The sequence below is a fragment of the Billgrantia aerodenitrificans genome (assembly GCF_021404405.1).
In the GTDB taxonomy this organism is placed as follows: domain Bacteria; phylum Pseudomonadota; class Gammaproteobacteria; order Pseudomonadales; family Halomonadaceae; genus Halomonas; species Halomonas aerodenitrificans.
Genome location: NZ_JABFTV010000009.1, coordinates 154,932 through 177,158 on the forward strand (window position 1 = coordinate 154,932; position 22,227 = coordinate 177,158).

The window sequence follows — 22,227 nt, forward strand, 5'->3', positions numbered from 1 at the left end:
CGGGCATGCCCTACTGGGGTATCCTTGGTTACCATTTAGACGCCATCCCGCCGTCAGTTCAACGTTTTATCGTACGGCTGCCGAGCGGGAATGACGCCGGACAATTTCTGCGCACCCGCACGGCGCGGCCGTGCCCGTACACTCTAAGGTCATTTCGAAAGCCGATGGACGCACAGTACAAGCCCTTTGAAATCGAACGCGACGCCCAGCAGTTCTGGGACCGGAACCAGTGCTTCAAGGCGGTGGAAGACGCCAACCGCGAGAAGTTCTACTGCCTGTCGATGTTCCCCTACCCCAGCGGCAAGCTGCACATGGGGCACGTGCGCAACTACACCATCGGCGACGTGGTCTCGCGCTTCCAGCGTATGCAGGGCAAGAACGTGATGCAGCCCATGGGCTGGGACGCCTTCGGCATGCCGGCCGAGAACGCCGCCATCCAGAACCGGGTGCCGCCGGCCAAGTGGACCTACGACAACATCGATTACATGCGTAACCAGCTCAAGGCGCTGGGTTTCGCCTACGACTGGAGCCGCGAGTTCGCCACCTGCGACACCAGCTACTACCGCTGGGAGCAGTGGTTCTTCGCCAAGCTGGTGGAGAAGGGGCTGGTCTACAAGAAGATGTCCACCGTCAACTGGGATCCGGTGGACCAGACCGTGCTGGCCAACGAGCAGGTCATCGAGGGCCGCGGCTGGCGCTCCGGCGCGCTGGTGGAGCGCAAGGAGATCCCGCTGTGGTTCCTGCGCATCACCGACTACGCCGATGAACTGCTCGCCGACCTCGACAAGATCGAGTGGCCGGAGCAGGTCAAGACCATGCAGCGCAACTGGATCGGCAAGTCGCGCGGCGTGGAGCTCAGCTTTGATATCAAAGCTGCCGACGGTAGCGCGGCCGAGCCGCTGTCGGTCTATACCACTCGTCCCGATACGCTGCTGGGGGTGACCTACGTGGCGGTGGCGGCCGCTCATCCGCTGGCCAAGGCCGCGGCGGAAGGCAACGCCGAGCTGGCCGCTTTCTGCGAGGAGTGCGCCCAGGGCGGTACTTCCGAGGCGGAGCTGGCCACCAAGGAGAAGCGCGGCATGGCCACCGGCCATGTGGCCGTGCACCCGCTCACCGGCCGCGAGGTGCCCGTCTATGTGGCCAACTTCGTGCTGATGGAGTTCGGCACCGGGGCGGTGATGGCCGTTCCCGGCCACGACCAGCGCGACTGGGAGTTCGCCACCAAGTACGGCCTGCCCATCGAGGCGGTCATTGCCGACGAGAGCGGCCAGGCGCCGGATCTCTCGCAAGGCGCCTACGTGGAATATGGCCGGCTGATCAACTCCGGCGAGTTCGACGGCCTCGACTTCGACGCCGCCTTCGAGACCATCGCCGGCAGGCTCGCCGAGCTGGGTCGCGGCGAGGTGAAGACCAACTACCGTCTGCGCGACTGGGGCGTGGCCCGTCAGCGCTACTGGGGCGCGCCGATTCCGGTCAAGTACGGCCCCGAAGGCCAGACCGTGCCGCTCTCCGACGAGGAGCTGCCCGTCGCCCTGCCCATGGAGGTCACCGTCGACGCTTCCGGCTCGCCGCTCAAGCGCATGCCCGAGTTCTATGAGCTGGGCGACGGCTGGGTGCGCGAGACCGATACCTTCGACACCTTCATGGAGTCGTCCTGGTACTTCGCCCGCTTCTGCTGTGCCGACAACCAGGAGGCGATGCTCGACGAGCGTGCCGACTACTGGCTGCCGGTGGATCTCTACATCGGCGGCATCGAGCACGCCATCCTGCACCTGTTATACGCGCGCTTCTTCACCAAGCTGATGCGCGACCTGGGCCTGGTGAAGGTCGACGAGCCGTTCCAGCGTCTGCTCACCCAGGGCATGGTGATCGCCGAGACCTTCTACCGCACGACGCCGAACGGCGGCAAGGAGTGGTTCAACCCCGCCGACGTGGAGGTCAAGCGCGACGACAAGGGTCGCCCGGTCAGTGCGGTGCTGATCAAGGACGGTGAGCCGGTGGAGATGGGCGGCATCGAGAAGATGTCGAAGTCCAAGAACAACGGTGTCGACCCGCAGTCGATGATCGACCGCTTCGGCGCCGACACCGTGCGCCTGTTCATGATGTTCGCCGCACCGCCCGAGCAGTCGCTGGAGTGGTCCGACTCCGGGGTCGAAGGCGCCAGCCGCTTCCTCAAGCGCCTGTGGCGCCTGGTCGTCGAACACCTCGAGGCCGGCGAGCCGGGCAAGCTGGATATCAATGCCCTCAGCGACGCTCAGCGTGAACTGCGGCGCAAGACCCACGAGACGATCAAGAAGGCCAGCGACGACATCGGCCGACGCACCACCTTCAACACCGCCATCGCGGCGGTGATGGAGCTGAGCAACGCGCTCTCGAAGTTCGACGATACGTCCCCCTTGGGTCTGGCCGTGGCTCGTGAAGCCATCGAGGCTTGTGTGCTGCTGCTCGCCCCGATCACGCCCCACGCCTGCCATGCGCTGTGGCGCGAGCTGGGCCATGCGGAACCCGCCATCGACGCTGCCTGGCCGCAGTTGGATGAGTCGGCCCTCGAGCGCGACACCATCGAGCTGGTAGTACAGGTCAACGGCAAGCTGCGCGCCCGTATCGAAGTGGCCGCCGACGCGCCCAAGGATGCCATCGAGACCGAAGCCTTCGCCGCAGAGAACGTCCAGCGCCATACCGAGGGCAAGACGGTACGCAAGGTGATCGTGGTACCGGGCAAGCTGGTCAACATCGTGGTCAGCTGACACGGATCGAATGGGAGCGCTCATGCAGCGACGTGGATTTCTCAACCTGGTCGTGACCGCTGGTGCCAGCCTGGCCCTGGCGGGCTGCGGCTTTCGCCTGCGCGGTTTCGATTCACCGGAGCTGACCATAGACGAGCTTGCCGTCGCCGGCAGCGACAGCGAACTGGCCCGGCTCACGACAGAACGCCTCTCGTCGCTCGGCACACGTGTGCGCGCCAATGCCCCCCTAGTGCTCAATCTGGGGCCAGAGAACTTTGGCGAGCGCCAGCTGAGCGTGCTGGACAGCGGCCCCCAGGAGCGGGAAATGACGCTTGCGGTGCCGTTTTCCGTTCAGCGGCGCAGTGACGGTGCCTATCGCCTTCCCCAGCAGCGCCTGGAGGTATCGACCCGTTTCACCGTCAGTGACGACAACCTGCTGGCCCAGGACGATATACGCGAGGAGGCGCGTCAGGAGCTGCGTCACGAGGCCCTGCGCCGCCTGTTCGATCGCCTGCGCGCGCTGGAAACCCGCTGACATGGCCTCACGCGTATGAAGGTCTTTGCCGACAAGCTGCCGGAGGCGCTGGGCAAGAAACTGCCCCCGGTGGTGATCGTTGCCGGCGAGGAGCCGCTGCAACACATGGAAGCCTGCGACGCCGTACGCAATGCGGCGCGCGCGCACGGCATCGAGGAGCGCGAGGTGCTGCACGTGGAGGGCAACTTCGCCTGGGGCCGGCTGCACGAAGCCGCCGCCAGCCTGTCGCTGTTCGCCTCGAGCAAGCTGATCGAACTGCGCCTGGGCAGCCAAAGCCTAGGCCAGGAAGGCAGCAAGGCGCTGAAGGAGTACGCCGATGCGCCGGGTACCCGCGACAACGTATTGCTCGTGAGCATGGGCAAGCTCGACTTCCGTCAGCAGAAGAGTGCCTGGTTCCAGGCGCTCGACAAGCTGGGGCTGTTCGTGCCGGTGTGGCCGGTCGACGCCTCCCGCCTTGGCTTCTGGCTACGCGACCGCGCCGAGCGTCATGGCCTCTCCCTCGACCTGGATGCCGCGCGTCTGCTCGGTGACCGCACCGAAGGCAATCTGCTCGCGGCGGATCAGGAGCTGCAGAAGCTCGCCCTGCTACTGCCACCCGGCACTCGTGTCGGCCCACCCCAGATCGCCGGCGGCGTGGAGGACAGCGCCCGCTACGATGTCTTCACCCTGGCCGATGCCTGCCTCAAGGGCGAACGCGAGCGCGTCTCGCGTATCGTTCGCGGCCTGCGCGGCGAGGGGATCGAGGCGCCCATCGTGCTGTGGGCCCTGACCCGCGAGCTGCGTACCCTGCTCTCGCTGCACCAACACCTCGATCAGGGCCAGAGCTTCGAGCACGCCTGCAAGGCGCAGAAGCCGGCCATCTTCGATAAACGCCGCCCCGCCTATCAGCAGGCCATTGCGCGCCTACCCAGAAAGCGGCTGCACAAGCTGCTGCTCTTCGCCCAGCGCCTCGACCTCTCGATCAAGGGCGCCGCTCAGCTACCGCTGTGGGAAAGCCTGCACGACCTGGCGCTGACCCTGGCCGGCGGTCGCGGCCTACTGGCCGAAATGCCCTCCTCCTATCGCGTGGGCTGACGGCAATCGTTGGCCGTCGATGCCACCATGGACGGGATTCTTGGGCGCCTCGTGCCCCGCTGCGGCCACATTCTTCAGGTAGTCGCGAAATGTAATGCAAGGGCATGAAATTGCATGCGCTTTTTGCTTATACTTATTAAGCATCGCTGGAGCACAACAACACGACTGCGCCCGATTAGCGTGGATCATTCAAGAGCCGGAAGCCCAAGAAGAAGGAACACTGAACATGAAAACACTCCGCCGCTTTCTCAGCCCGCTGTTGATTCTGGCCCTGGTGCTCGGCAGCGTCTCCGTCTCGGCCGCCCCGCTGCCCACCAGCGAACTCATCTCGACTCAGGCCGCCCTTTCCGCCGAGCGTGCCGATGCCGACCGCGAGCGTATCAATGAGATCCTGTCCCGCGCCGAGGTGCAGGAGCAGCTCATCGCCCAGGGCGTGGACCTGGCCGAAGTCGACGCTCGTGTGGCCGCGCTCTCCGACGAAGAAGCGCATCAAATGGCAGAACAGCTCGAGCAGCTGCCGGCAGGCGCCGGTGTCGTCGGCGCCCTTCTGGTCGTCTTCATCGTACTGCTGGTTACCGACATCCTGGGTCTGACCAACGTCTTCCCCTTCACCCGCTGAGGACGAACGTCACCATGCAAGGCCGTATCGATCGGCCCCTCCGGAACGCCCGCCTTGCGGGCGTTCTGCTGTTGGGGCTACTGCTGTTGACCGGCTGTGCCGCCACGCCGCGCCTGGCCGAGAGCACTGCCCAGACCCTGCCTCGCCAGGCCTGGGTGGAAGACGTGCCCTTCCACGCCCAGCGCGAGTACCAGTGCGGCCCCGCCGCGCTGGCCATGGTGCTAAATCACGATGGCGTGGACGTGCCCATGGAGACGCTCATTCCGCAGGTATTCATTCCGGGACGTGAAGGCAGCGTACAGCCCGAGATGCTGGCCACGGTCAGGCGTCATGGACGCATTCCCTTCGTGCTCAACGACTCGTTCGACACCCTGCTGACCGAGATCGCCGCCGGTCATCCGGTGATCGTGCTGCAGAATCTCTCACTTCCTGCCTGGCCGATGTGGCATTACGCCGTGGCCATCGGCTACGATCTGGATGCCAGGGAGCTGACTCTGCACAGTGGCGAAGAGGCAGAGCGTATCGAGTCGTTTCGCCGCTTCGATGCCACCTGGGCCCGAAGCGATCGCTGGGCTTTCGTGGCCCTGAAGCCCGGCGAACTGCCAAGCGGTATCGGCGAGCAGCGTGCCCTGCAGGCCATCGCGGCGTTCGAACAGGTGCAGGATGCCGACGCCACGCTGCCCGCCTGGTCGGCCTTCGTCGAGCGCTTCCCTCACTCCGGCATGGGCTACTTCGCTCTGGGCAACGCCCGTCATGCCACAGGGGATCGCGAAGGGGCCATCGAAGCCTTTCGTTCCGCGGTGGCGCAGCGAGACGACCTGGGCGTGGCATGGCTCAATCTGGGCCTGACACTTCAGGCCCAGGGCGACACCGGTGGGGCTCGCCAGGCACTGGAGCGCGCCGCCGCTCTGCCTGGCCATTGGCAGGCCCACGCCACGGCTGCTCTGGAAAGGTTGTCATCGGGTGACTAGGTGAGAAACCAACAGCACAAAGGGAGACGGTGTGAGCTACGAGATCGTACTCAAGCGAATCTACAGTCCGAGCGAACCCACCGACGGTGCCCGGGTCCTGGTTGACCGCCTCTGGCCTCGCGGCAAGCGCCGCGAGAGTCTCAACCTGACGGACTGGTATCGCGGCGCCTCGCCGTCGACATTGTTGCGGCGCCAGCTACATGAGGGCGAGATCTCCACGGCTGTCTTCACGGTACGCTATCGCGGCGAGCTGCGAGACCATCCCGAGTGCCTCGTCCCACTCATGCGCTATGCGCGCCAGGGTAAATTGACCCTGCTTTCGGCGGCTCGCAACCTGGAGGACTCCTACCTGCCCCTCTTGCAGCAGGCCGTGCTGGAAGCGCTGCAGCACGAGGATATTGAGGACCTTGAGCTCTCTTCACCTCCTTGTTTGGCGAGGCATCATGAGGGACCGGGTTCTTCCGGCTCATGATGCGATGTCTTCGATTTCTATCGGACTCACGTTGGCTAGGAACTCAAGGTGCCTCCCATTGCGCTGCCACCCAACCCAACCATTCATACAATGCTCTCTCACTCTTACGTAAGTGGCGTGACGCGGGTATCCAGTATCCCAGGGTGGCTCGGCTGTCATGGCCAGCTAGATAGTGGGTTGGAGCTGCCAGCGGGTTGAGGCCGGCTAGGCGGAAGTGATGCATTGATCGTGGCATGTGAGAGGCCGAAGTGACAATCACTACTCTCGCGCCTTCTCCCAGAGCCTCGCGTACCGCCTGCGCTTCTTGTCGGGTGTCACTCGGACGATCAAGTAGCAGCAATTGATCGGTTGGAACACCAAAACCCTTGGCGACACGTGCATAGCCCTCTGCGATAGGGGCGATGCTTTCGCGGCGGCTGGTGCCTGAAACGATCAGCAACAAGTCGGGGTGCTGTTGCCAAATGCGCATGCCTTCCATCAAGCGTATGGCAGAACTGTCGTTGAGTCGGCCAACGTCAGATGCATTGAGCCATGGACTCCACCCACCACCTAATACGACTACACCGTGAATTTCCGAATCCACCGACAAAGCATCCAAAGGAGCAAACTGTTCCTCAAGGGGCGCTAGCAGCCTATCCGCCACAGGCCCCCAGCTCAGTAGTAACAAACCTATCATTGCCAGTAAACTAAGAAAATTACCAAGTCCAATTTTCCCCCAGCGAATCAATATTGCGCCACAAACAAAAACCGCCACCATGATTGGTAGCGGCATGAATAAATGACCTATCAATGCTTTTATAAAATCATACATAGCCCACACCTATTTAAATGTTACAAAACATCTACGATCAACCTTTAGCATAGCCGAAAGAGAGGCATTGACCACTTCCTCTATTTCATGCTGCTTGCATGTATCGCCTAATGCGACAGTCTCATTTTAGGGGGCACCATACCCCGCCGGGTGTCGCTGCTGCCAACGCCAGGTATCCCTTAGCATATCAGTGAGGCTTCGCCTTGCACGCCAGCCCAATTCTCTATTCGCTTTATCAGCATCGGCCCAGAAAGCTGCGAGATCACCACTTCGGCGGGCGGCAAAGTGGTACGGCACTCGCTTTCCAGTTAATGACTCAAAAGCTGCAACCATCTCCAGCACCGAAACCCCTCGGCCTGTACCAAGATTATAAATATATAAACCGGGGGAAGACAGGCACTTCAGAGCGCTGACATGACCGATAGCCAAGTCGACGACATGAATATAATCGCGCACACAGGTACCATCTTCAGTCGGATAGTCATTACCGAAAATTGAAAGCTCTGATAGGTGGCCCGCTGCCACCTGAGAAATGAAAGGCATGAGGTTATTAGGTATGCCGCGTGGATCCTCCCCAATCTCACCCGAAGGGTGCGCACCTATCGGGTTGAAGTAGCGAAGGAAAACCACCGACCAACTGGGATCGGCCTGGCAAAGATCTTCAAGCATATGTTCAACGATAGCCTTCGTCGTGCCATAAGGGTTGGAAGGAAGGCCTCGCGGCATGCTTTCACGGTAGGGAACCGGTGCTTCAACTCCGTACACGGTAGCTGAAGAGCTAAACACTAGCTCACGCACCCCTGCATCCTGCATGGCCTGACATAGCACCAAACTTCCCTGTACATTAACACTATAATAATCTAGTGGCTGCCTTACGCTCTCGCCCACTGCTTTCAAACCGGCCAAGTGAATCACTGTTGAAATGGAATGATCTGCAAAAAGGCGGTTCAACAATTGCCGGTCACGAACATCTCCTTCAATTAAGCGAACCTCTCCACCGATCATAGTTACGGCACGACGCACGGCCTCACGAGAACCATTCACGAAGTTATCTAGAACTACGACGTCGTAGTTTTCTTGCAACAGCTCTACCAATGTATGCGAACCAATGTAACCCGCCCCCCCCGTGATCAGCACAGCCATAGTCCTCTCCTACTCAAGGTTTTATTTATCCTGATTTTTGAACACATATCGAAGATGACCAGGGCGCTGACCCCACATAGATCAAACAGGATGAAAAATGACTGCCAAATAATTAAAATATAATTCTATTTACAGTTGGCGCTATAAGAAAACGCAACGCCAAGCAATGCAAATATCGGATACACCACATAACTATATACGATAGGATTATCAGTAATCATTGCGAGCGAAAGACCAATCAAAGAAAAATAAGCAGCTTTGGACAGCAGCCTGCCTTCTGGCACCGGAGAGAATTTTGCTGCAAACCGAGAATGCTTCAGCCCTTGCCAAATAAACACAGACCAAATTATTAAACCAAGAACACCAAATTGATGAAATATACGCAAATAGTCATTATGGGGATGCGACCAACGCGGCGTCTCTAACATTATTGCGGGCCCAGGCGTGCCATGCCCTAGCCAAGGAGACGCTAAAGCCGAATCAAGCACCACTCCCCACATGTACATCCTTCCAGAAGTATTGAATTGCACACCACCAATTACGAGAGCTTGGTCGCCACCCGCTATACTCTTATCCAAAAAACCCGTATGCATTATTACAAAAACACCCACGAGAACTGCCATTATCGATAAAACTTTACTGCTAGACTTTCTCATAAAATCATATGGCCTTTCTTTCAATCCATACAACAAAATATTCCCAAAGAAAAAAATAAACACTTCGGCGATAATAACTATGCGAGCACCCATCAAAATCTGGACTACAAGAATACATACAATCAAAAAAATCGACCCTTGCTTTCCGTGATATAACTCAGAGAGCGCAAAGCAGAAAAAAAAGATACCGGCCAAAGCACCTGCTGGGTCCACTCCCTCATGGAAATACATAAACAATAGAGTGATACAATACAGCCAGCCGCACAACCTTATCAGCAATTTTGAAACACTTGCCACCGAATTATGGGAAAAATAAGAATTAGAAAAAGAAAGTAATAAAAACAGCATGCCGCCCCACACTATGGGATAATTCTGAATACCTTTCTGAACTTCCGGATAGAAACCAAAATAACTACCCAAGCTCAATATCCAAAAAGCCAGAACGGCCAAGATGGCCTTTATTGAATTTTTATACAGCATAGGCTTAAGCAAGAAAACTATTAATGCAGACAATGCTACGCCAGCAGTAATCACACCGCTCAAGCTCACCCCACCGAATTTCGACAGAGTAGGCATAGATCCTAAGGCGGAGGTCGCCAAAACGACCAGCCAGAGCATACTTTTTAAGGTCATCGAGGATACACCTGTCGACATAAAATGCCGTGTATTTCGCTCTGACTGTATCAACCAATGCGACTCACACGAGCCCGGATAAGATCCCAGAGAAAAATTGGAGCTGACACTAACATGCGTTTCCAAAGCCTCCGAGGTTGCTGAATCAAGCGTGGTAGCCATTCCAGGCCACAGCGTTGAAATATTCGAGAGGATCGATGGACCTTTCCCGCATAGAAGTCAAAGACGGCTCCGATAGCCCCTGCAAACGTGACATCCCATCTGTCTCGACATGCCTGGATGAGCTTTTCTTGCTTAGGGGCCGTCAGCCCAACCCAGAGCACATCCGGCCTGGCTGCATTGACAGTCGCCACGATTTCATCGATTTCATGAGAGGAGTAAAAATCCTTATAAGGTGGTGAATAGGTTCCTACCACCTCGATATTGGGGTATTCTCGGTTCATCCTGTTTTTGATGAGCTGTAGGGTATCCTCGGCAGAGCCTAAAAAGAACACCCTCGCTCCACCTGAGTTAGCCAATCTCTCGGTCAAACCGTAAAAAATATCAGATCCCGTTACTCTCACACGAAGCCGACCGCCCAGTACCCAGGATGCTATTACGATGCCTACACCATCACCGACCAGCCAATCAGCGTTTGAAAGGGCCATTTCAAAATGCGTGTCATTTTTGGCCACTGCGTAAGAGTGCGGATTTAGGCAGGCCAACCATCGGCATTGGTAGGTTTTCGACCCGTGACGCCCGCCTACATCGAAGCGCTGAGCGTGACGTAGAAAATAATAAATTTCATCGATACTCTCCTCAACGGAAAGAGCATCGACAGCATACCCCATGGTAACTTCTTTCATTGTTCTCGCCTCGCAATTAACGATTCATCATACATCGTTATAGCTCGCTGGTAGATTTCCATCAGCGAGCGATAGTTGACTTCTTCCGTATATTTAAATTCAAACGTTCTTAACGAGATTTTCGACATTTTCTCAAGACGCGACTTGTCCACCCATAAAGACTTGATATTTTTAAGCAAATCCTGTGGATTTCCCGCTTGGAACACTAGCCCGCCACCCTCCTTCACTAACTCAGGCATTGGGCCTAGGTGAGACACCAATACCGGTGTCCCGAGTGCGATTGCTTCTCGCAATACCATAGGGAACCCTTCAAACCAACGCGACGGTATAATTACGAGCTGGCTCTCCCTGATATATTGTTGAGCAGCTCGCGAACTAACTTGCCCTACAAAACGAATATGATTTGCTCCCAGATCCATGACCGACGCCTGCAAGACCTGACGTAGTTCTCCATCACCGACAATAACTAACTCAGGTGCATCTTTACCCCAAGCCAACCATGCTTGTATAAGATCGGCAACTCCCTTTTCCTCACTGATCCGCCCAACGAATACAGCTCGAGCGATGCGCTTCTCCCATGGCATGACCATAGGGACTCCAGGATAAAAATTTGGCTTTACATGAACTCTTTCACTAGGTAACCCTGCATCCACCATGCACCGGCTCTGGAAGTCGGTAAGAGCAATAAAGGCCTCAACGTTTCGCTGCCAAGTTCCTAACAATCTATGCAGTGCCACTCCGGTTGCCAGGGGCAAAGTAGCCGACCTACTGTTTCGATAGCAGCCGTAGCGTAAGGCTGGCAGCACGCTTTTCTTGTCCAGACAAGCCGTACAAACATTTCCCTGGCGCATTGGAATAGCAGCTGGACAAAAAAGACGGTAGTTATGTAGAGTTAGAACTCGCGCCGTACCGGAAGCAGCCGAGAATATGGAAGGAGAAATAAGAGGAAACGTGTTGTGGACATGCATTACATTGGGATTAAATTCACTGATGATACTTTTTATTCGCTGCTGCATAAAGGGGTTCCAAGGGGTTGCCAACCCACCTTGAAGCATCCCTAGTCGGCCCCTTGAGCGTATTTCATCGCTGAATCGCTCAAACACCTTGACCTCATGACCAGCCGATTCAAGCATCTGTCTTTCCAATTTATAGACAAGGTTTTCCCCGCTTGGGGCCTCTTCCCCATAATGATTATGGACCAACAGAATCTTCATTTTTCATCCCTTCTTAACGAGGGCACACGACTTGCAATTACCCGACAAAGGGCTAGCGGGCACCGAATCCAGTTACTAGGATTTTAATCGTACGGAGGACTATCAACACATCGAGCCAGAAAGAGAAGTGCTTAATATAATAAAAATCATATTCTAATTTTCGAATCATACCATCTCTTTCAACGGCATACCCCTGCTCCACTTGGGCCCAACCGGAAATGCCGGGACGAACAAGATGCCTGTAATGAAAAAAAGGGACATCACGTTCATAAACATCGGTAAGCATCATTGATTCTGGTCGTGGCCCTATCAGGCTCATCTCTCCTCTAAGCACATTAAATAGCTGAGGCAATTCGTCGAGGCGATACTTTCGAATCACTCGGCCGACTCGGGTGATACGTGGATCGCAATCTAGCTCGGTGAATCCCTTTCCCTCGCTATCTACATACATGCTACGAAACTTATAAACAATAAATGGTCGACAGTGATAGCCCATCCGAAGCTGTGTGAAGATCGCAGAGCCTGGACTATCTAGGCGAATTACCAATGCAATCAGAACCATCGCCGGCAGTAAAAGCGGCGACAGCGCTATTACAGCAATTGTGTCGAGGCCACGCTTTATCAGTGCATAGTCTTCCTGCGGGGTGAGGCTCCCGTATTCATTCTCGTAGAGATAATCAAGTGGTACACGCCCGGTGATCATTTCATGGGCGCTGGTAGCGTGATATACCGGCACTCCGTGGATGGTGCAGTTGGCAAGGAAGCGCTTCCACTCAGCGGGGAAGTCCGCGCGAAGGTCAGCAACCACTCCATCAACCCTGGCTTGACCTAAGTCTGGGCATTGCAGCAATTGCCAGTCGACTCCGCTGTGCTGACAAAGTGCTGGAGCCCGGCCATGGGGCAAAACGGCTAGGCGAAGTCGCCTCAGACGCACATCGATAGCATACTCTACTAGGCAGTAAGTCACAATTGTCATGTAGCTAAGAGCCAACGAGGAGCGCGTCAGCTCTAATCCAATCATCTTTAATATGAGCAAGGCAATGGCAAAGCTCAAGGTTATTGCCGGAAGAATGAATAAGTATGCCTTGGTACCGGGAAACCGGGATAGCCGATAAACTGTGGTAATAGACAACCAATAGACCAAAACAGAAGCGACAATAAGACCAATGCTTTCACGGGTCATATTCGACCAAAAACCATCTAACCCTGTCCCCATCATCAGTTGCAACCAGAAACCGAGACTGACCCCAATAAGTATTTGACTTCTCACACTAAAAAGCAGACGTTCGTATAGTCGCGTATTGCGACGATGTCGCTCCAGATCGGTTACGGTAATATCCATGATTTCCCTGCCTTTTTCGTTAGTTTGTTTCTTTAGGTGGGCGGCGTTTCTCGTCCCAAACTCCGATCAGCATGATTGGCGACCGTAGCGGTCCTCGAGCCGCACGATATCGTCCTCACCAAGATAACTACCCGACTGAACTTCAATGATTTCAAGTGGAATTACACCGGGATTTTCCAGTGCATGGACACGGCCGATAGGTATGTAGGTAGATTCGTTTTCAGAGACTAAATAGCTTGATTCTCCATTAGTGACTTTCGCTGTACCGGATACCACCACCCAATGTTCAGCACGGTGATGGTGCATCTGTACCGACAGCTTGGCGCCAGGCTTCACAGTAATATGTTTTACCTGATAGCGTTGCCCTCGGTCGATACAGTCGTAGACGCCCCAAGGACGATAAACCTCACGATGCCAACGGTACTCAGGTCTCCCTTCTTCCTTTAGACGTTCTGCTACCTGCTTGACTTCCTGAACACGATCTCGATGAACTACAAGAACCGCGTCCTTGGTTTCTACTACAATCAGATCCTTTACCCCGACTGTGGCAACTAGGCGATGCTCGGCGTGCACCATTAGGTCATAACTTTGGTGTATGAGCACGTCACCTCGTACGGCATTGCCCTGCGCATCCTGCGGGCATGCCTCCCACAGTGATGACCAGGAACCTATGTCGCTCCAGCCAGCGGCTAGTGGCACGACGCTGGCACTGGCAGTACGCTCTAAAATGGCGTAATCGATAGAGTCAGCGGGGCAGTGGAGAAACTCCGCCTCGTCGAGACGAATGAAGTTCAAGTCGTGAATGGCACCAGCCATGGCTCGCCGGCAGGCATCGTGTATATCTGGCCGGAAGCGCTGGAGCTCCTCGAGGTATCGGCTCGCTTGGAACAGGAACATCCCGCTGTTCCAGTAGTAATCACCGGTGGCTAGATAATCTTCGGCGGTGGTTCGATCCGGTTTCTCGACGAACCGCTTGACGCAAAAGCCATGGTCACCCTGGGGGTCACCACGCTGAATATAGCCGTAACCGGTTTCGGCATGAGTCGGCACAACACCAAAGGTTACAAGGCATCCCTGTTGAGCTAGCGTCTGGGCCGGCAACAGGCTCTCATGAAAAGCCGTCTCGTCAATAATGCGATGATCAGCAGCCAGTACCAAAAGAAGTGCTAACGGGTCGTGCTCTAACTGCTGAAGCGCCGCTAAAGCAATGGCCGGAGCGGTGTTTCGTCCTTCCGGTTCGAGCAGGATACAGGCTGGCACAATGTCCAGTTGGCGCAACTGCTCGGCGACAAGAAAGCGGTGCTCGTCGTTGCAGATCACCACAGGTGGATGTTGCTCGAGCGGTATCAAGCGGGTCAGAGTTTCCTGCAACATGCTTAAACTTCCCGTTAGGGGCAGGAACTGTTTTGGGCGCAGTTGACGCGACAGCGGCCAGAGCCGCGAGCCGTTGCCCCCAGCAAGAATGACGGGTGTGATCATGATCATGCTCCTCGGATGGCACATGCGCCGCTGTTGTAGACGCCTCGGTCAGCGTTGAGCTGAGAAAGATACCAACGGTAGGTATCGTGCAGGCCTTCTGAGAGCGAAATACGAGGCTGCCAGCCCAGGGCCTGGAGCCGCGAGACATCAAGCATTTTGCGCGGTGTACCATCGGGCTTACTGGCATCGAAATGCATTTCACCCGCGAAACCCGTAATCTGTGCGATCAGCTCAGCGAGCTCTCGTATGCTACAGTCACGGCCCGTGCCGACGTTGAGGTGCGACCGCCTCGGCGTGGTCTGAGTGGCATAACGCTCTCGTTGCAGGTTCATGACGTGTACGCTGGCTATAGCCAGATCGTCCACATGCAAAAACTCGCGGCGTGGCGTACCACTCCCCCAAACGGTAACCGTCGAGGCGCCAAGCTGTTGGGCTTCGTGAAACCGCCGCAACAACCCTGGTATGACGTGAGAGTCCTCGTGGTGGAAGTTATCGCCGGGGCCGTATAAATTTGTAGGCATGACACTACGGAAGTCGCAACCGTACTGACGTTGATAGCTCTCGCATAGTTTGATGCCGGCAATCTTGGCAATAGCGTAGGCTTCATTAGTGGGTTCAAGCGGTCCATTGAGTAGCACTTCCTCTCGCATTGGTTGTTCCGCCATTCTCGGATAGATGCAAGAGGAACCAAGAAATAGAAGACGATCGATTCCTGCATTATAGGCCGCGTTGATGACGTTCGCTTCGATCATCAAGTTGCGATAGAGGAAATCAGCCGGATAACGGTCATTGGCCTGGATGCCTCCCACCTTGGCGGCAGCCAAATAGACCTGATTGATATCGTGATCTCGGAAGTACTCCTCCACCTGCGCCTGGCAGCACAGATCCAATTCGCTACGATCAGCCGTAAGTAGCTGGTACTGCCCGAGTACCCGCAGGTGGCGTATTATCGCAGAGCCCACCATGCCGCGATGGCCGGCTACAAAGATTCGAGAGATTCTATTCTGACCCATGCTCAGCCCTCCATGGCGAACGGTATGCTGTAGCCATGCCCTTTGAGTAAAGAATCACGCTGGGCGATCTTGAGATCTTCAGCAACCATTTCGGAGCACATCACCTGCAGACTGATTTCCGGCTCCCAGCCCAGCTGACGCTTGGCTTTGCTGGGATCTCCCAATAGAGTCTCGACTTCAGTGGGACGAAAATAGCGAGGGTCGACACGAACTATTACGTCGCCAGGAATTACCGCCGGCGCCTTATTTCCTGACACGTGCACCACGATCGCCACCTCTCCGCCACCGCAGCCTTCGAATTTCAATTCAATACCCAATTCGAGTGCACTCATGCGAACGAAGTCGCGCACCGAGACCTGATGGCCAGTTGCAATCACATAGTCATCAGGGCTGTCTTGTTGTAACATCATCCATTGCATTCGCACATAATCCTTGGCGTGCCCCCAATCGCGCAGGGCATCAAGATTGCCGAGATATAAGCACCTATCCAAACCTTGGGCGATATTACACAAGCCACGAGTGATCTTGCGGGTGACGAAGGTTTCGCCTCTCCTAGGTGATTCATGATTGAAAAGAATGCCGTTGCAAGCATAGAGGCCATAGGCTTCGCGATAATTGACTGTAATCCAATAGGCGTAGAGCTTAGCGGCGGCATAGGGAGAACGTGGATAGAAAGGTGTACTCTCTCGCTGAGGAATTTCCAGAACCTGACCATACAGCTCGGAAGTAGAGGCTTGATAGAAGCGAGACCGCCGCGCGAGGCCCAGCAGACGGATCGCTTCAAGCAATCTCAGTGTGCCCAAGGCATCCACGTCGGCGGTATATTCAGGGGACTCGAAGCTGACCGCCACGTGAGATTGTGCAGCGAGGTTGTAGACTTCATCCGGCTGAACTTCTTCCATGATTCGGATCAGATTGGAGGCATCGGTCAAATCACCGTAGTGCAAGCGCAACCGTTGGTTATCGTCGTGAGGATCCTGGTAGAGGTGGTCGATCCGTTGAGTGTTAAACTGTGATGCTCGTCGCTTTATTCCGTGAACCTCGTACCCTTTTTCCAGGAGATATTCGGCTAGATAGGATCCGTCCTGCCCTGTGATACCGGTAATCAGCGCTTTTTTCATTATCATTCCCTGCCTATAGCTAGTACGTTTCATTCGCCTTTACGCATACACAACCTTTACTAGATCAGGCCTAGAAAATCGGTGCCTCATGATGTCGTTCGCCAGGGTTGCTCACTGCGCTTTCTTCGGCGGATTACTCTTAATTCGCTGGCCATTCGGTATAGTTTTCGATAGACAGCCGCGGGAAGCAGTCGGCTTATCAACATCAAAATTGAGTTTCTCAAACGTCGACGATGACCACCGAAATAGCGGTAAAGAGCGCGGCTAGCTTCACTAGATTCTTCCAATATAGGTAAGCGCTGCATTTCGATACGAGTATTTAGATAAACCTGGCAGGAAAGTCTTTCATCGAATGCGCAGTGCATACCGGAGCCATCGAAGCCAAGGTTCCGAACCAGCGAAAGCGGCGGGAAAAGGGCGAATTTTTTATATTTTAGCAAGTAAAGATGCCACTCCACATCTCCGGCAACGATCTCCCCATTGGCGCACCTCCTCACCAAAGGCAAAAGATGTGGGCTAGCATGATTCATGCGACGATAAAGAGTGCGGTCTTTGAGGAACTCCCGGTGCAGATCGGGGGTGTGACTAGCGAATCCCTTCTTGTCACGCCATACGGCAAATCCCCATGCACAGAAGGCACTAAGCAATAATGGTTCACTGCGTTCAGGAATCGACAGAGGCCAGAGATAACCGCAGATAGCTTGTATGGCATCATCAGTTTCGTAAAGCGATAAACCATCGTTCATAAAACGCAGGAACCCACGACCTGTCAGAACGTCATCCTCAAGATAGATCAGCCGGTCATGCTCACGATAGATCTGCTCCATGGCCGTGTCCTGGTTGGCAGGATGGCCAAAGTTGTACGATCGCTGAATCAGCGTAACCGAACGGAAGCCGTCAATGGATCCAAGATAGCGGCGCACAGTATCGACCGCCTCTTTATCGGTTGGTGACTTGGCGGCATCAGATGCTATGTAGAGATCGGTCATCTCGGCCAAGTCATTGCGCTTCAGTGCTTCTATGGTCTGACGTAAATGCTGGTGTCTACTATAGGTAGTGATCAGCACTGGCGCACAGTTTTCTGGAAGTATATTCACTTGGCCTCCCTTTTCCACATGGCAACCCAAGGTAAAAGATGTCTCACGAAACAAAGCGCTTTGATGGATATCATCCAAAAATGTCGGGTACGGCTATCTAGAATGTCGAGCAGTAATGATGGCAGCGCTTGGGCACAAACCGTTGCTACAGCAGCACCCAAAACACCGTATCGAGGAATCAAGACAAGATTAAGAAAGACATTTATTACAGCGCCAAGCAGGGTGCGGTAAAGCGATAAGCGCTGTAGATTTTCGACTAAAAAGCCCTTATGTGTGGCGAGACCAAGGAAGACAAAAACACTCGCCCAGATATGAATCGCAAGCACCGGCCCTGCCTCATGGTATCCCGGACCGAACAACAAAACCACTGCCCAGGAAGAAAGTATAGTCATGGGCACTGCAACCGCAAAAGCCAACAAGACCATGAAGTCGCACGTCGTCTGGAGACGCTTCAAATAGTACCGACGTCCCAATTGGTTGCCTTCCATCAGGGCAGGATAGACGGACGCGACGATAGCTACTGGAATGAAATACCATACCTCGCTGATCCGAGTGGCAGCGGTATAGATACCGACAGCCTCGTCACCTATCATCTGCCCCAGCATGATCTGGTCGATGCGCATATACACCATTATTGCCAAGCCCGAGAGGATTAACGGCCAGCTATTTGCCAATAACCGACCGGCTCGGTGCAGTCGAAATCGCCAGCCTACTAGCGCCCCGCCACGCCAGGCGAACATCGCCAGTAGCCCGATGATCGCTACCCCTCCCTCAATCATTAGGGCCCAGGCAAAAGCCTGCAACGGAGCTTGAAGCAGAATGAGACAAAGATTGACGACAGCAAAGATAAGAAAGACACCGTTTTCGACCCACACCACATATTTGGATTCAAGTCGCGATTCGTACCAAGCTTTTATCGCCTGAGATGACTTGACGATCACAAGCGGGGCTAACAAAATCACCAGACTACGTCCGATGGGGTCGTCACGCACACAGACGATTGCCACGGCAATCAGGAGGCTAGCTAAAATTCCGGAAATTAACTGTAGGACGAAAGCAGTGCCGAGAATCTCAGCCGCCGAGCTGGGCTCGACGATGAGCTCGCGAGTAACGATTTCGTTAAGCCCCAAGCTGCCTATGGCGGTAAACAAAGCGACAAACGCCAAGGCGTAATTCAAAAGACCGAAATCGGCAGGACCAAGGTAGCGAGCGATAGCGATCATCACCACAAGGCCCACTCCCATCCGCAGGATGCGATCCCCGAACAGCCAACCGGTATTAGCTATAATCTTGAGAAGTTGATCGCGGCTTCCGAACCGATGACTCAAGTTTTCGGTCAGTTGCCTTAGCAGTGACACAATCATAGGGCCACACCGTTAACCGGTGTAGCACGGCACACCAACGGGACGAGGCTCTTGACACCCCGGATACCGAACTTGGCCGTGAGACAGGCGGCATCTGGTGCCCGGCCCTCTGCCAGGCTGATTAGAGCACGGGGAAAATTCGCCCCAGCGAGGTGAGTGAATGGGTAACCACCACCGAAACGGGCATTGAATTCAAGTACACAGGGTGAGCCGCCATCGTGAGACAACATGATGTCGACATCGAGATTGGCACGGTGACGGAGCAACTTACCGAGCTGTTCCGCGACGCCGGCTACCTCAGTGTGCGAAACTGTCTCGGCACTGTCAGTCTCACCAGCACGCATCGCCAGTTTTCGCTTGACCACAGTGGCAAGGTGCTCACCTTCGAGGTCATTGAACACGTCGACACCATACTCTTCGCCTTTAATCATCTCTTGGATAATGATCGAGCGAGAAGGGTCGTGGCCGCTGAGTACGTTTAGGTAGGATTCCGCAATCTGTTTGCTGGTCAGGTGATGAAAAAAGCATAACGACTGTTGATCGTCAGCGCGGTGAATCGAGAGCGAGCCCATGCCCCAACGTGGTTTAACCATCAACGGAAAATCGACTTCGCCTCTCCGCAGTGCAACCAGAGCCATATCGAGCCCCAGATAGGTACGGGGACCGTTGATAGCGTTCTTGGCCAGAAAGCGACTGGTATGCCATTTGTCATTGGCCATTTCTACCACCCAGGGCTCACTCACAGCTACCACGATGCCGAGATCAGCGAAGCGCTGCCGAGCAGTAGAGATAACCGGAAGATCGATATCGAATAGCGACAAAAGGAGGCCGATACGCTCCATACGACAGATTTTCAATAGCTCATCTATATAGGCATCACTATGAATGGGAGGTACAATATAGGATCGCTCGGCGGCGACCATACCAGAAGTAAATGCCTCGGAATTGACCGCTACAACTCGCCCCCTCTCCTGAAGAGCTTCACGAAAATATTCGACTAGATAATTTCGTCTCCCGACGCAGCTCAGCAACACGTTCATGGACATGCCTTTTGGATGGTTACAACACGAGAATCGTCAGTCCGGTAAGTGCTTAGGATACTATCGCTGTTGTCTGCAGCTTTGAGCAGGTTGCCTTGCAAATCGAATATTGCGGGTGGGGCGGTGATGAAAGCTGGCGTATAGTTAATTGAATATGCACCACGATTAGCAAACATAATGAAGTCGCCTGACGCCAAGCTCCCCGTAAAGTCAGAATCAATTACATCATGCTCCATACACGTATTACCAACGAGCCGATAACGGCTTACTCTTTTTTTTCTTCGGCACTTCGTGATGCTGAAACAAGGGCTCTTCAATCGTGAGTTGGTAGGATTTACAGCGTTGACACTGGTATCAATCACGGCGTGAAGAGAACCAAACCGTTCACGCACTTCGATGACCTCAGCCACTAGCGACATGGTATCCCCGACCAAAGCTATACCGGGCTCAGCAATCAGCTTTAGTTCTTCCGATGTCAAACCGGTTGAGAAGGCTTTACCAATAGCAGCTGCATAGGCTTGAGCATCGGGAATAGGCACGCTGAAGCCCTGCCTCAATGCCTCCGGCAGAGAACCGAAAAACCCTCCGCCGATATTGATTGTCTTAATCGAATATCGACATGCTAGTCTCTTGGCGACCGCCATCAAACGCTCGACTCGAAGAGCGAAATCTTCAGCTCGTCTATCACGCGTGGAGAAATGGCAGTGCAAACCGTTGACTTCAACACCTGGCAGCTTAGCCAAAGCATTCAACGCTTGGTTCAGCTCTCCATTATCACAGTGAAAACCAAAGCGACTAGTCCCTTCACCATGAGGGAAGCAAATACGAAGCCCGACCCGCCATGCCCCCCCCTCGCCGACCAGTTCCCGCAGTTGGTCGATCTCGCTGAAGGCATCGAGGTTGACGTGAGAACCTCGGGTAAGGGCATACCGAAGATCTTCCTTGCGCTTGACCGGCCCATTGAAGATTATGCGCTCCGGGTCAAGGTAGCGGCTCGCCACGTCATATTCGAACCGCGAGACCACCTCCCCCATACCATGCTCATCACGGAGAATCTCACCGATCGCCGGCATATAGTTGGCCTTGAAGGCATAAGCCACTTCAGCACATGACACGTAACGCCGTAGTGCCTGTCGAAAGCCAAGGAAATTGCTACGAAAGCGTTCGGTGTCGAAAAGGTAGTAACTACCACCTGCCCGTCTGGATAGAGCGGCGAGGAATTCATGGCAATATTGCATACTGACAGTCTCCAGGCCTTAGCCCTGATCCGCGTGGTAAAGGCGTTCAGCTACCGGGCGATACCACTCATCAAGCGAGACCGGCACTCGTGCATTGTAGCCGAGGACTTGTCGGGTTAATGGAGACAATCCTCGGCCATAGTCTTCCCCCAGCATCCTTGCGTAGTCCATTTGTGGCTTAACGAAGGGACGACCATAGCCGATAGTTAGCGCTACCCGCTTGCGATCAGTGGCATTATGGCCGCCTCGATGCCAAAGCGCAGAGTTGAACAGGCTGACAGAACCAGCCGGTGCGACAATACGCTCATGTTGACGCTCGAATACATCGTCATCGGGCCGCCCCTCTGTTTTGTGTGAACCGCTGAGCACGTAAGTTGCCCCGTTCTCGAGCGTGAAATCATCACACATTATCAACATATTAAGACGCAGATGATAACCGGGAATAAATGTACGAACGTCACGATGCACCTGATGAACGTAAATATTAGCCCCAGGAAATCCCCCGATGGGAGTGCAGCAGTTACAAATATAGGGCTTATCATCAAAGTACCGGGCAATATATTTGTGAAAAAGATGCATATCGATGAATCGGTCAATACTGTCATTGCCACCAATACATTGGTGAGCGGTTCCGTCTCCGGAAGTATTGATTCCATTTTTTATTTGATATTTACTACAGACATCAATCCATTTCAGACTGTCCTCTCGTAAGGCTTGAGTAAGTTCGTCTGGCAAAATCTTCTCGAAGACAACCCAGCCCCTTTCACGTATTTCTTGGTCAAATTTTTCTATACTCATGCAATCGAACATGGTCGTTCCCTCTCTTGTCACCTA

General features: G+C 54.7%; 20 protein-coding genes. 6 read left to right on the forward strand and 14 right to left on the reverse strand.

The annotated features are described in order from the left end of the window. Positions 1-164 precede the first annotated feature (164 nt). The 6 genes from leuS (at position 165) to HOP59_RS17305 (ending at position 6,397) form a co-directional block, all read left to right on the forward strand. Positions 165-2,747 carry a leucine--tRNA ligase gene (gene leuS / locus HOP59_RS17280; protein ID WP_234254784.1) on the forward strand — a complete coding sequence of 861 codons (2,583 nt, stop codon included), beginning with the start codon at positions 165-167 and terminating at the stop codon, positions 2,745-2,747. Between the two features lie 22 nt (positions 2,748-2,769). Further along, complete coding sequence (locus tag HOP59_RS17285; protein ID WP_234254785.1) at positions 2,770-3,261, forward strand: LPS-assembly lipoprotein LptE; 492 nt, start codon at positions 2,770-2,772, stop codon at positions 3,259-3,261. A 15-nt stretch (positions 3,262-3,276) separates the two neighbouring features. Beyond that, a complete protein-coding gene (holA, locus tag HOP59_RS17290; protein WP_010629044.1) occupies positions 3,277-4,335 on the forward strand; it encodes a DNA polymerase III subunit delta in 1,059 nt (352 codons plus the stop codon). A 226-nt stretch (positions 4,336-4,561) separates the two neighbouring features. After that, complete coding sequence (locus HOP59_RS17295) at positions 4,562-4,954, forward strand: PA2779 family protein (RefSeq protein WP_010629045.1); 393 nt, start codon at positions 4,562-4,564, stop codon at positions 4,952-4,954. A gap of 14 nt (positions 4,955-4,968) precedes the next feature. Then, complete coding sequence (locus HOP59_RS17300) at positions 4,969-5,925, forward strand: PA2778 family cysteine peptidase (RefSeq protein WP_234254786.1); 957 nt, start codon at positions 4,969-4,971, stop codon at positions 5,923-5,925. Between the two features lie 31 nt (positions 5,926-5,956). Next, positions 5,957-6,397: a DUF488 domain-containing protein gene (locus tag HOP59_RS17305; protein ID WP_234254787.1), complete on the forward strand. Its 441-nt coding sequence runs from the start codon at positions 5,957-5,959 to the stop codon at positions 6,395-6,397. Positions 6,398-6,440: 43 nt separating this feature from the next. On the opposite strand, the gene HOP59_RS17310 is transcribed toward HOP59_RS17305, so the two are convergent. The 14 genes from HOP59_RS17310 to HOP59_RS17375 all read right to left on the reverse strand — a co-directional run bounded on the left by HOP59_RS17310 (position 6,441) and on the right by HOP59_RS17375 (position 22,203). Next, positions 6,441-7,208, reverse strand: a complete 768-nt coding sequence (locus tag HOP59_RS17310) for an ElyC/SanA/YdcF family protein (protein WP_234254788.1) — start codon at positions 7,206-7,208, stop codon at positions 6,441-6,443. Positions 7,209-7,334: 126 nt separating this feature from the next. Next, a complete protein-coding gene (galE, locus tag HOP59_RS17315; RefSeq protein ID WP_010629049.1) occupies positions 7,335-8,351 on the reverse strand; it encodes a UDP-glucose 4-epimerase GalE in 1,017 nt (338 codons plus the stop codon). Positions 8,352-8,476: 125 nt separating this feature from the next. After that, positions 8,477-9,640, reverse strand: coding sequence for an O-antigen ligase family protein (locus tag HOP59_RS17320; protein WP_234254789.1), 1,164 nt, complete (start codon positions 9,638-9,640; stop codon positions 8,477-8,479). 50 nt (positions 9,641-9,690) lie between these two features. Continuing rightward, on the reverse strand, positions 9,691-10,485 hold the full coding sequence (locus HOP59_RS17325) for a WecB/TagA/CpsF family glycosyltransferase (protein WP_234254790.1): 795 nt from the start codon (positions 10,483-10,485) through the stop codon (positions 9,691-9,693). After that, positions 10,482-11,699, reverse strand: a complete 1,218-nt coding sequence (locus HOP59_RS17330; protein WP_234254791.1) for a glycosyltransferase family 4 protein — start codon at positions 11,697-11,699, stop codon at positions 10,482-10,484. Before HOP59_RS17330 ends, HOP59_RS17325 begins: the two co-directional genes overlap by 4 nt. A gap of 52 nt (positions 11,700-11,751) precedes the next feature. Then, positions 11,752-13,041: a sugar transferase gene (locus HOP59_RS17335; protein WP_010629052.1), complete on the reverse strand. Its 1,290-nt coding sequence runs from the start codon at positions 13,039-13,041 to the stop codon at positions 11,752-11,754. A gap of 66 nt (positions 13,042-13,107) precedes the next feature. Continuing rightward, the gene (locus tag HOP59_RS17340) at positions 13,108-14,520 is read right to left on the reverse strand and encodes a mannose-1-phosphate guanylyltransferase/mannose-6-phosphate isomerase (RefSeq protein ID WP_010629053.1); all 1,413 of its coding nucleotides are present in this window, start codon (positions 14,518-14,520) and stop codon (positions 13,108-13,110) included. A 2-nt stretch (positions 14,521-14,522) separates the two neighbouring features. Continuing rightward, entirely contained in the window at positions 14,523-15,533 is a 1,011-nt protein-coding gene (gene fcl / locus HOP59_RS17345) for a GDP-L-fucose synthase (RefSeq protein WP_010629054.1), read from the reverse strand. A 2-nt stretch (positions 15,534-15,535) separates the two neighbouring features. Then, the gene (gene gmd / locus HOP59_RS17350) at positions 15,536-16,660 is read right to left on the reverse strand and encodes a GDP-mannose 4,6-dehydratase (RefSeq protein WP_010629055.1); all 1,125 of its coding nucleotides are present in this window, start codon (positions 16,658-16,660) and stop codon (positions 15,536-15,538) included. 80 nt (positions 16,661-16,740) lie between these two features. Further along, positions 16,741-17,751, reverse strand: a complete 1,011-nt coding sequence (locus tag HOP59_RS17355) for a glycosyltransferase family 2 protein (protein WP_010629056.1) — start codon at positions 17,749-17,751, stop codon at positions 16,741-16,743. Next, entirely contained in the window at positions 17,748-19,115 is a 1,368-nt protein-coding gene (locus tag HOP59_RS17360; RefSeq protein ID WP_234254792.1) for a flippase, read from the reverse strand. The genes HOP59_RS17355 and HOP59_RS17360 overlap by 4 nt, the downstream gene beginning before the upstream one ends. Next, a complete protein-coding gene (locus HOP59_RS17365) occupies positions 19,112-20,155 on the reverse strand; it encodes an ATP-grasp domain-containing protein (RefSeq protein ID WP_234254793.1) in 1,044 nt (347 codons plus the stop codon). The genes HOP59_RS17360 and HOP59_RS17365 overlap by 4 nt, the downstream gene beginning before the upstream one ends. Further along, complete coding sequence (locus tag HOP59_RS17370; RefSeq protein WP_234254794.1) at positions 20,152-21,393, reverse strand: alanine racemase; 1,242 nt, start codon at positions 21,391-21,393, stop codon at positions 20,152-20,154. The genes HOP59_RS17365 and HOP59_RS17370 overlap by 4 nt, the downstream gene beginning before the upstream one ends. Positions 21,394-21,411: 18 nt before the next feature. Continuing rightward, a complete protein-coding gene (locus HOP59_RS17375; RefSeq protein WP_234254795.1) occupies positions 21,412-22,203 on the reverse strand; it encodes a phytanoyl-CoA dioxygenase family protein in 792 nt (263 codons plus the stop codon). Between the last annotated feature and the right edge of the window lie 24 nt (positions 22,204-22,227).

Bases quoted from the DNA above. Each gene is read 5' to 3' on its own strand.
- leuS (WP_234254784.1), top strand. From the start codon at position 165: ATGGACGCACAGTACAAGCCCTTTGAAATCGAACGCGACGCCCAGCAG.
- HOP59_RS17285 (WP_234254785.1), top strand. From the start codon at position 2,770: ATGCAGCGACGTGGATTTCTCAACCTGGTCGTGACCGCTGGTGCCAGC.
- holA (WP_010629044.1), top strand. From the start codon at position 3,277: ATGAAGGTCTTTGCCGACAAGCTGCCGGAGGCGCTGGGCAAGAAACTG.
- HOP59_RS17295 (WP_010629045.1), top strand. From the start codon at position 4,562: ATGAAAACACTCCGCCGCTTTCTCAGCCCGCTGTTGATTCTGGCCCTG.
- HOP59_RS17300 (WP_234254786.1), top strand. From the start codon at position 4,969: ATGCAAGGCCGTATCGATCGGCCCCTCCGGAACGCCCGCCTTGCGGGC.
- HOP59_RS17310 (WP_234254788.1), bottom strand. From the start codon at position 7,208: ATGTATGATTTTATAAAAGCATTGATAGGTCATTTATTCATGCCGCTA.
- galE (WP_010629049.1), bottom strand. From the start codon at position 8,351: ATGGCTGTGCTGATCACGGGGGGGGCGGGTTACATTGGTTCGCATACA.
- HOP59_RS17320 (WP_234254789.1), bottom strand. From the start codon at position 9,640: ATGACCTTAAAAAGTATGCTCTGGCTGGTCGTTTTGGCGACCTCCGCC.
- HOP59_RS17325 (WP_234254790.1), bottom strand. From the start codon at position 10,485: ATGAAAGAAGTTACCATGGGGTATGCTGTCGATGCTCTTTCCGTTGAG.
- HOP59_RS17330 (WP_234254791.1), bottom strand. From the start codon at position 11,699: ATGAAGATTCTGTTGGTCCATAATCATTATGGGGAAGAGGCCCCAAGC.
- HOP59_RS17335 (WP_010629052.1), bottom strand. From the start codon at position 13,041: ATGGATATTACCGTAACCGATCTGGAGCGACATCGTCGCAATACGCGA.
- HOP59_RS17340 (WP_010629053.1), bottom strand. From the start codon at position 14,520: ATGATCACACCCGTCATTCTTGCTGGGGGCAACGGCTCGCGGCTCTGG.
- fcl (WP_010629054.1), bottom strand. From the start codon at position 15,533: ATGGGTCAGAATAGAATCTCTCGAATCTTTGTAGCCGGCCATCGCGGC.
- gmd (WP_010629055.1), bottom strand. From the start codon at position 16,660: ATGATAATGAAAAAAGCGCTGATTACCGGTATCACAGGGCAGGACGGA.
- HOP59_RS17360 (WP_234254792.1), bottom strand. From the start codon at position 19,115: ATGATTGTGTCACTGCTAAGGCAACTGACCGAAAACTTGAGTCATCGG.
- HOP59_RS17365 (WP_234254793.1), bottom strand. From the start codon at position 20,155: ATGAACGTGTTGCTGAGCTGCGTCGGGAGACGAAATTATCTAGTCGAA.
- HOP59_RS17370 (WP_234254794.1), bottom strand. From the start codon at position 21,393: ATGCAATATTGCCATGAATTCCTCGCCGCTCTATCCAGACGGGCAGGT.
- HOP59_RS17375 (WP_234254795.1), bottom strand. From the start codon at position 22,203: ATGTTCGATTGCATGAGTATAGAAAAATTTGACCAAGAAATACGTGAA.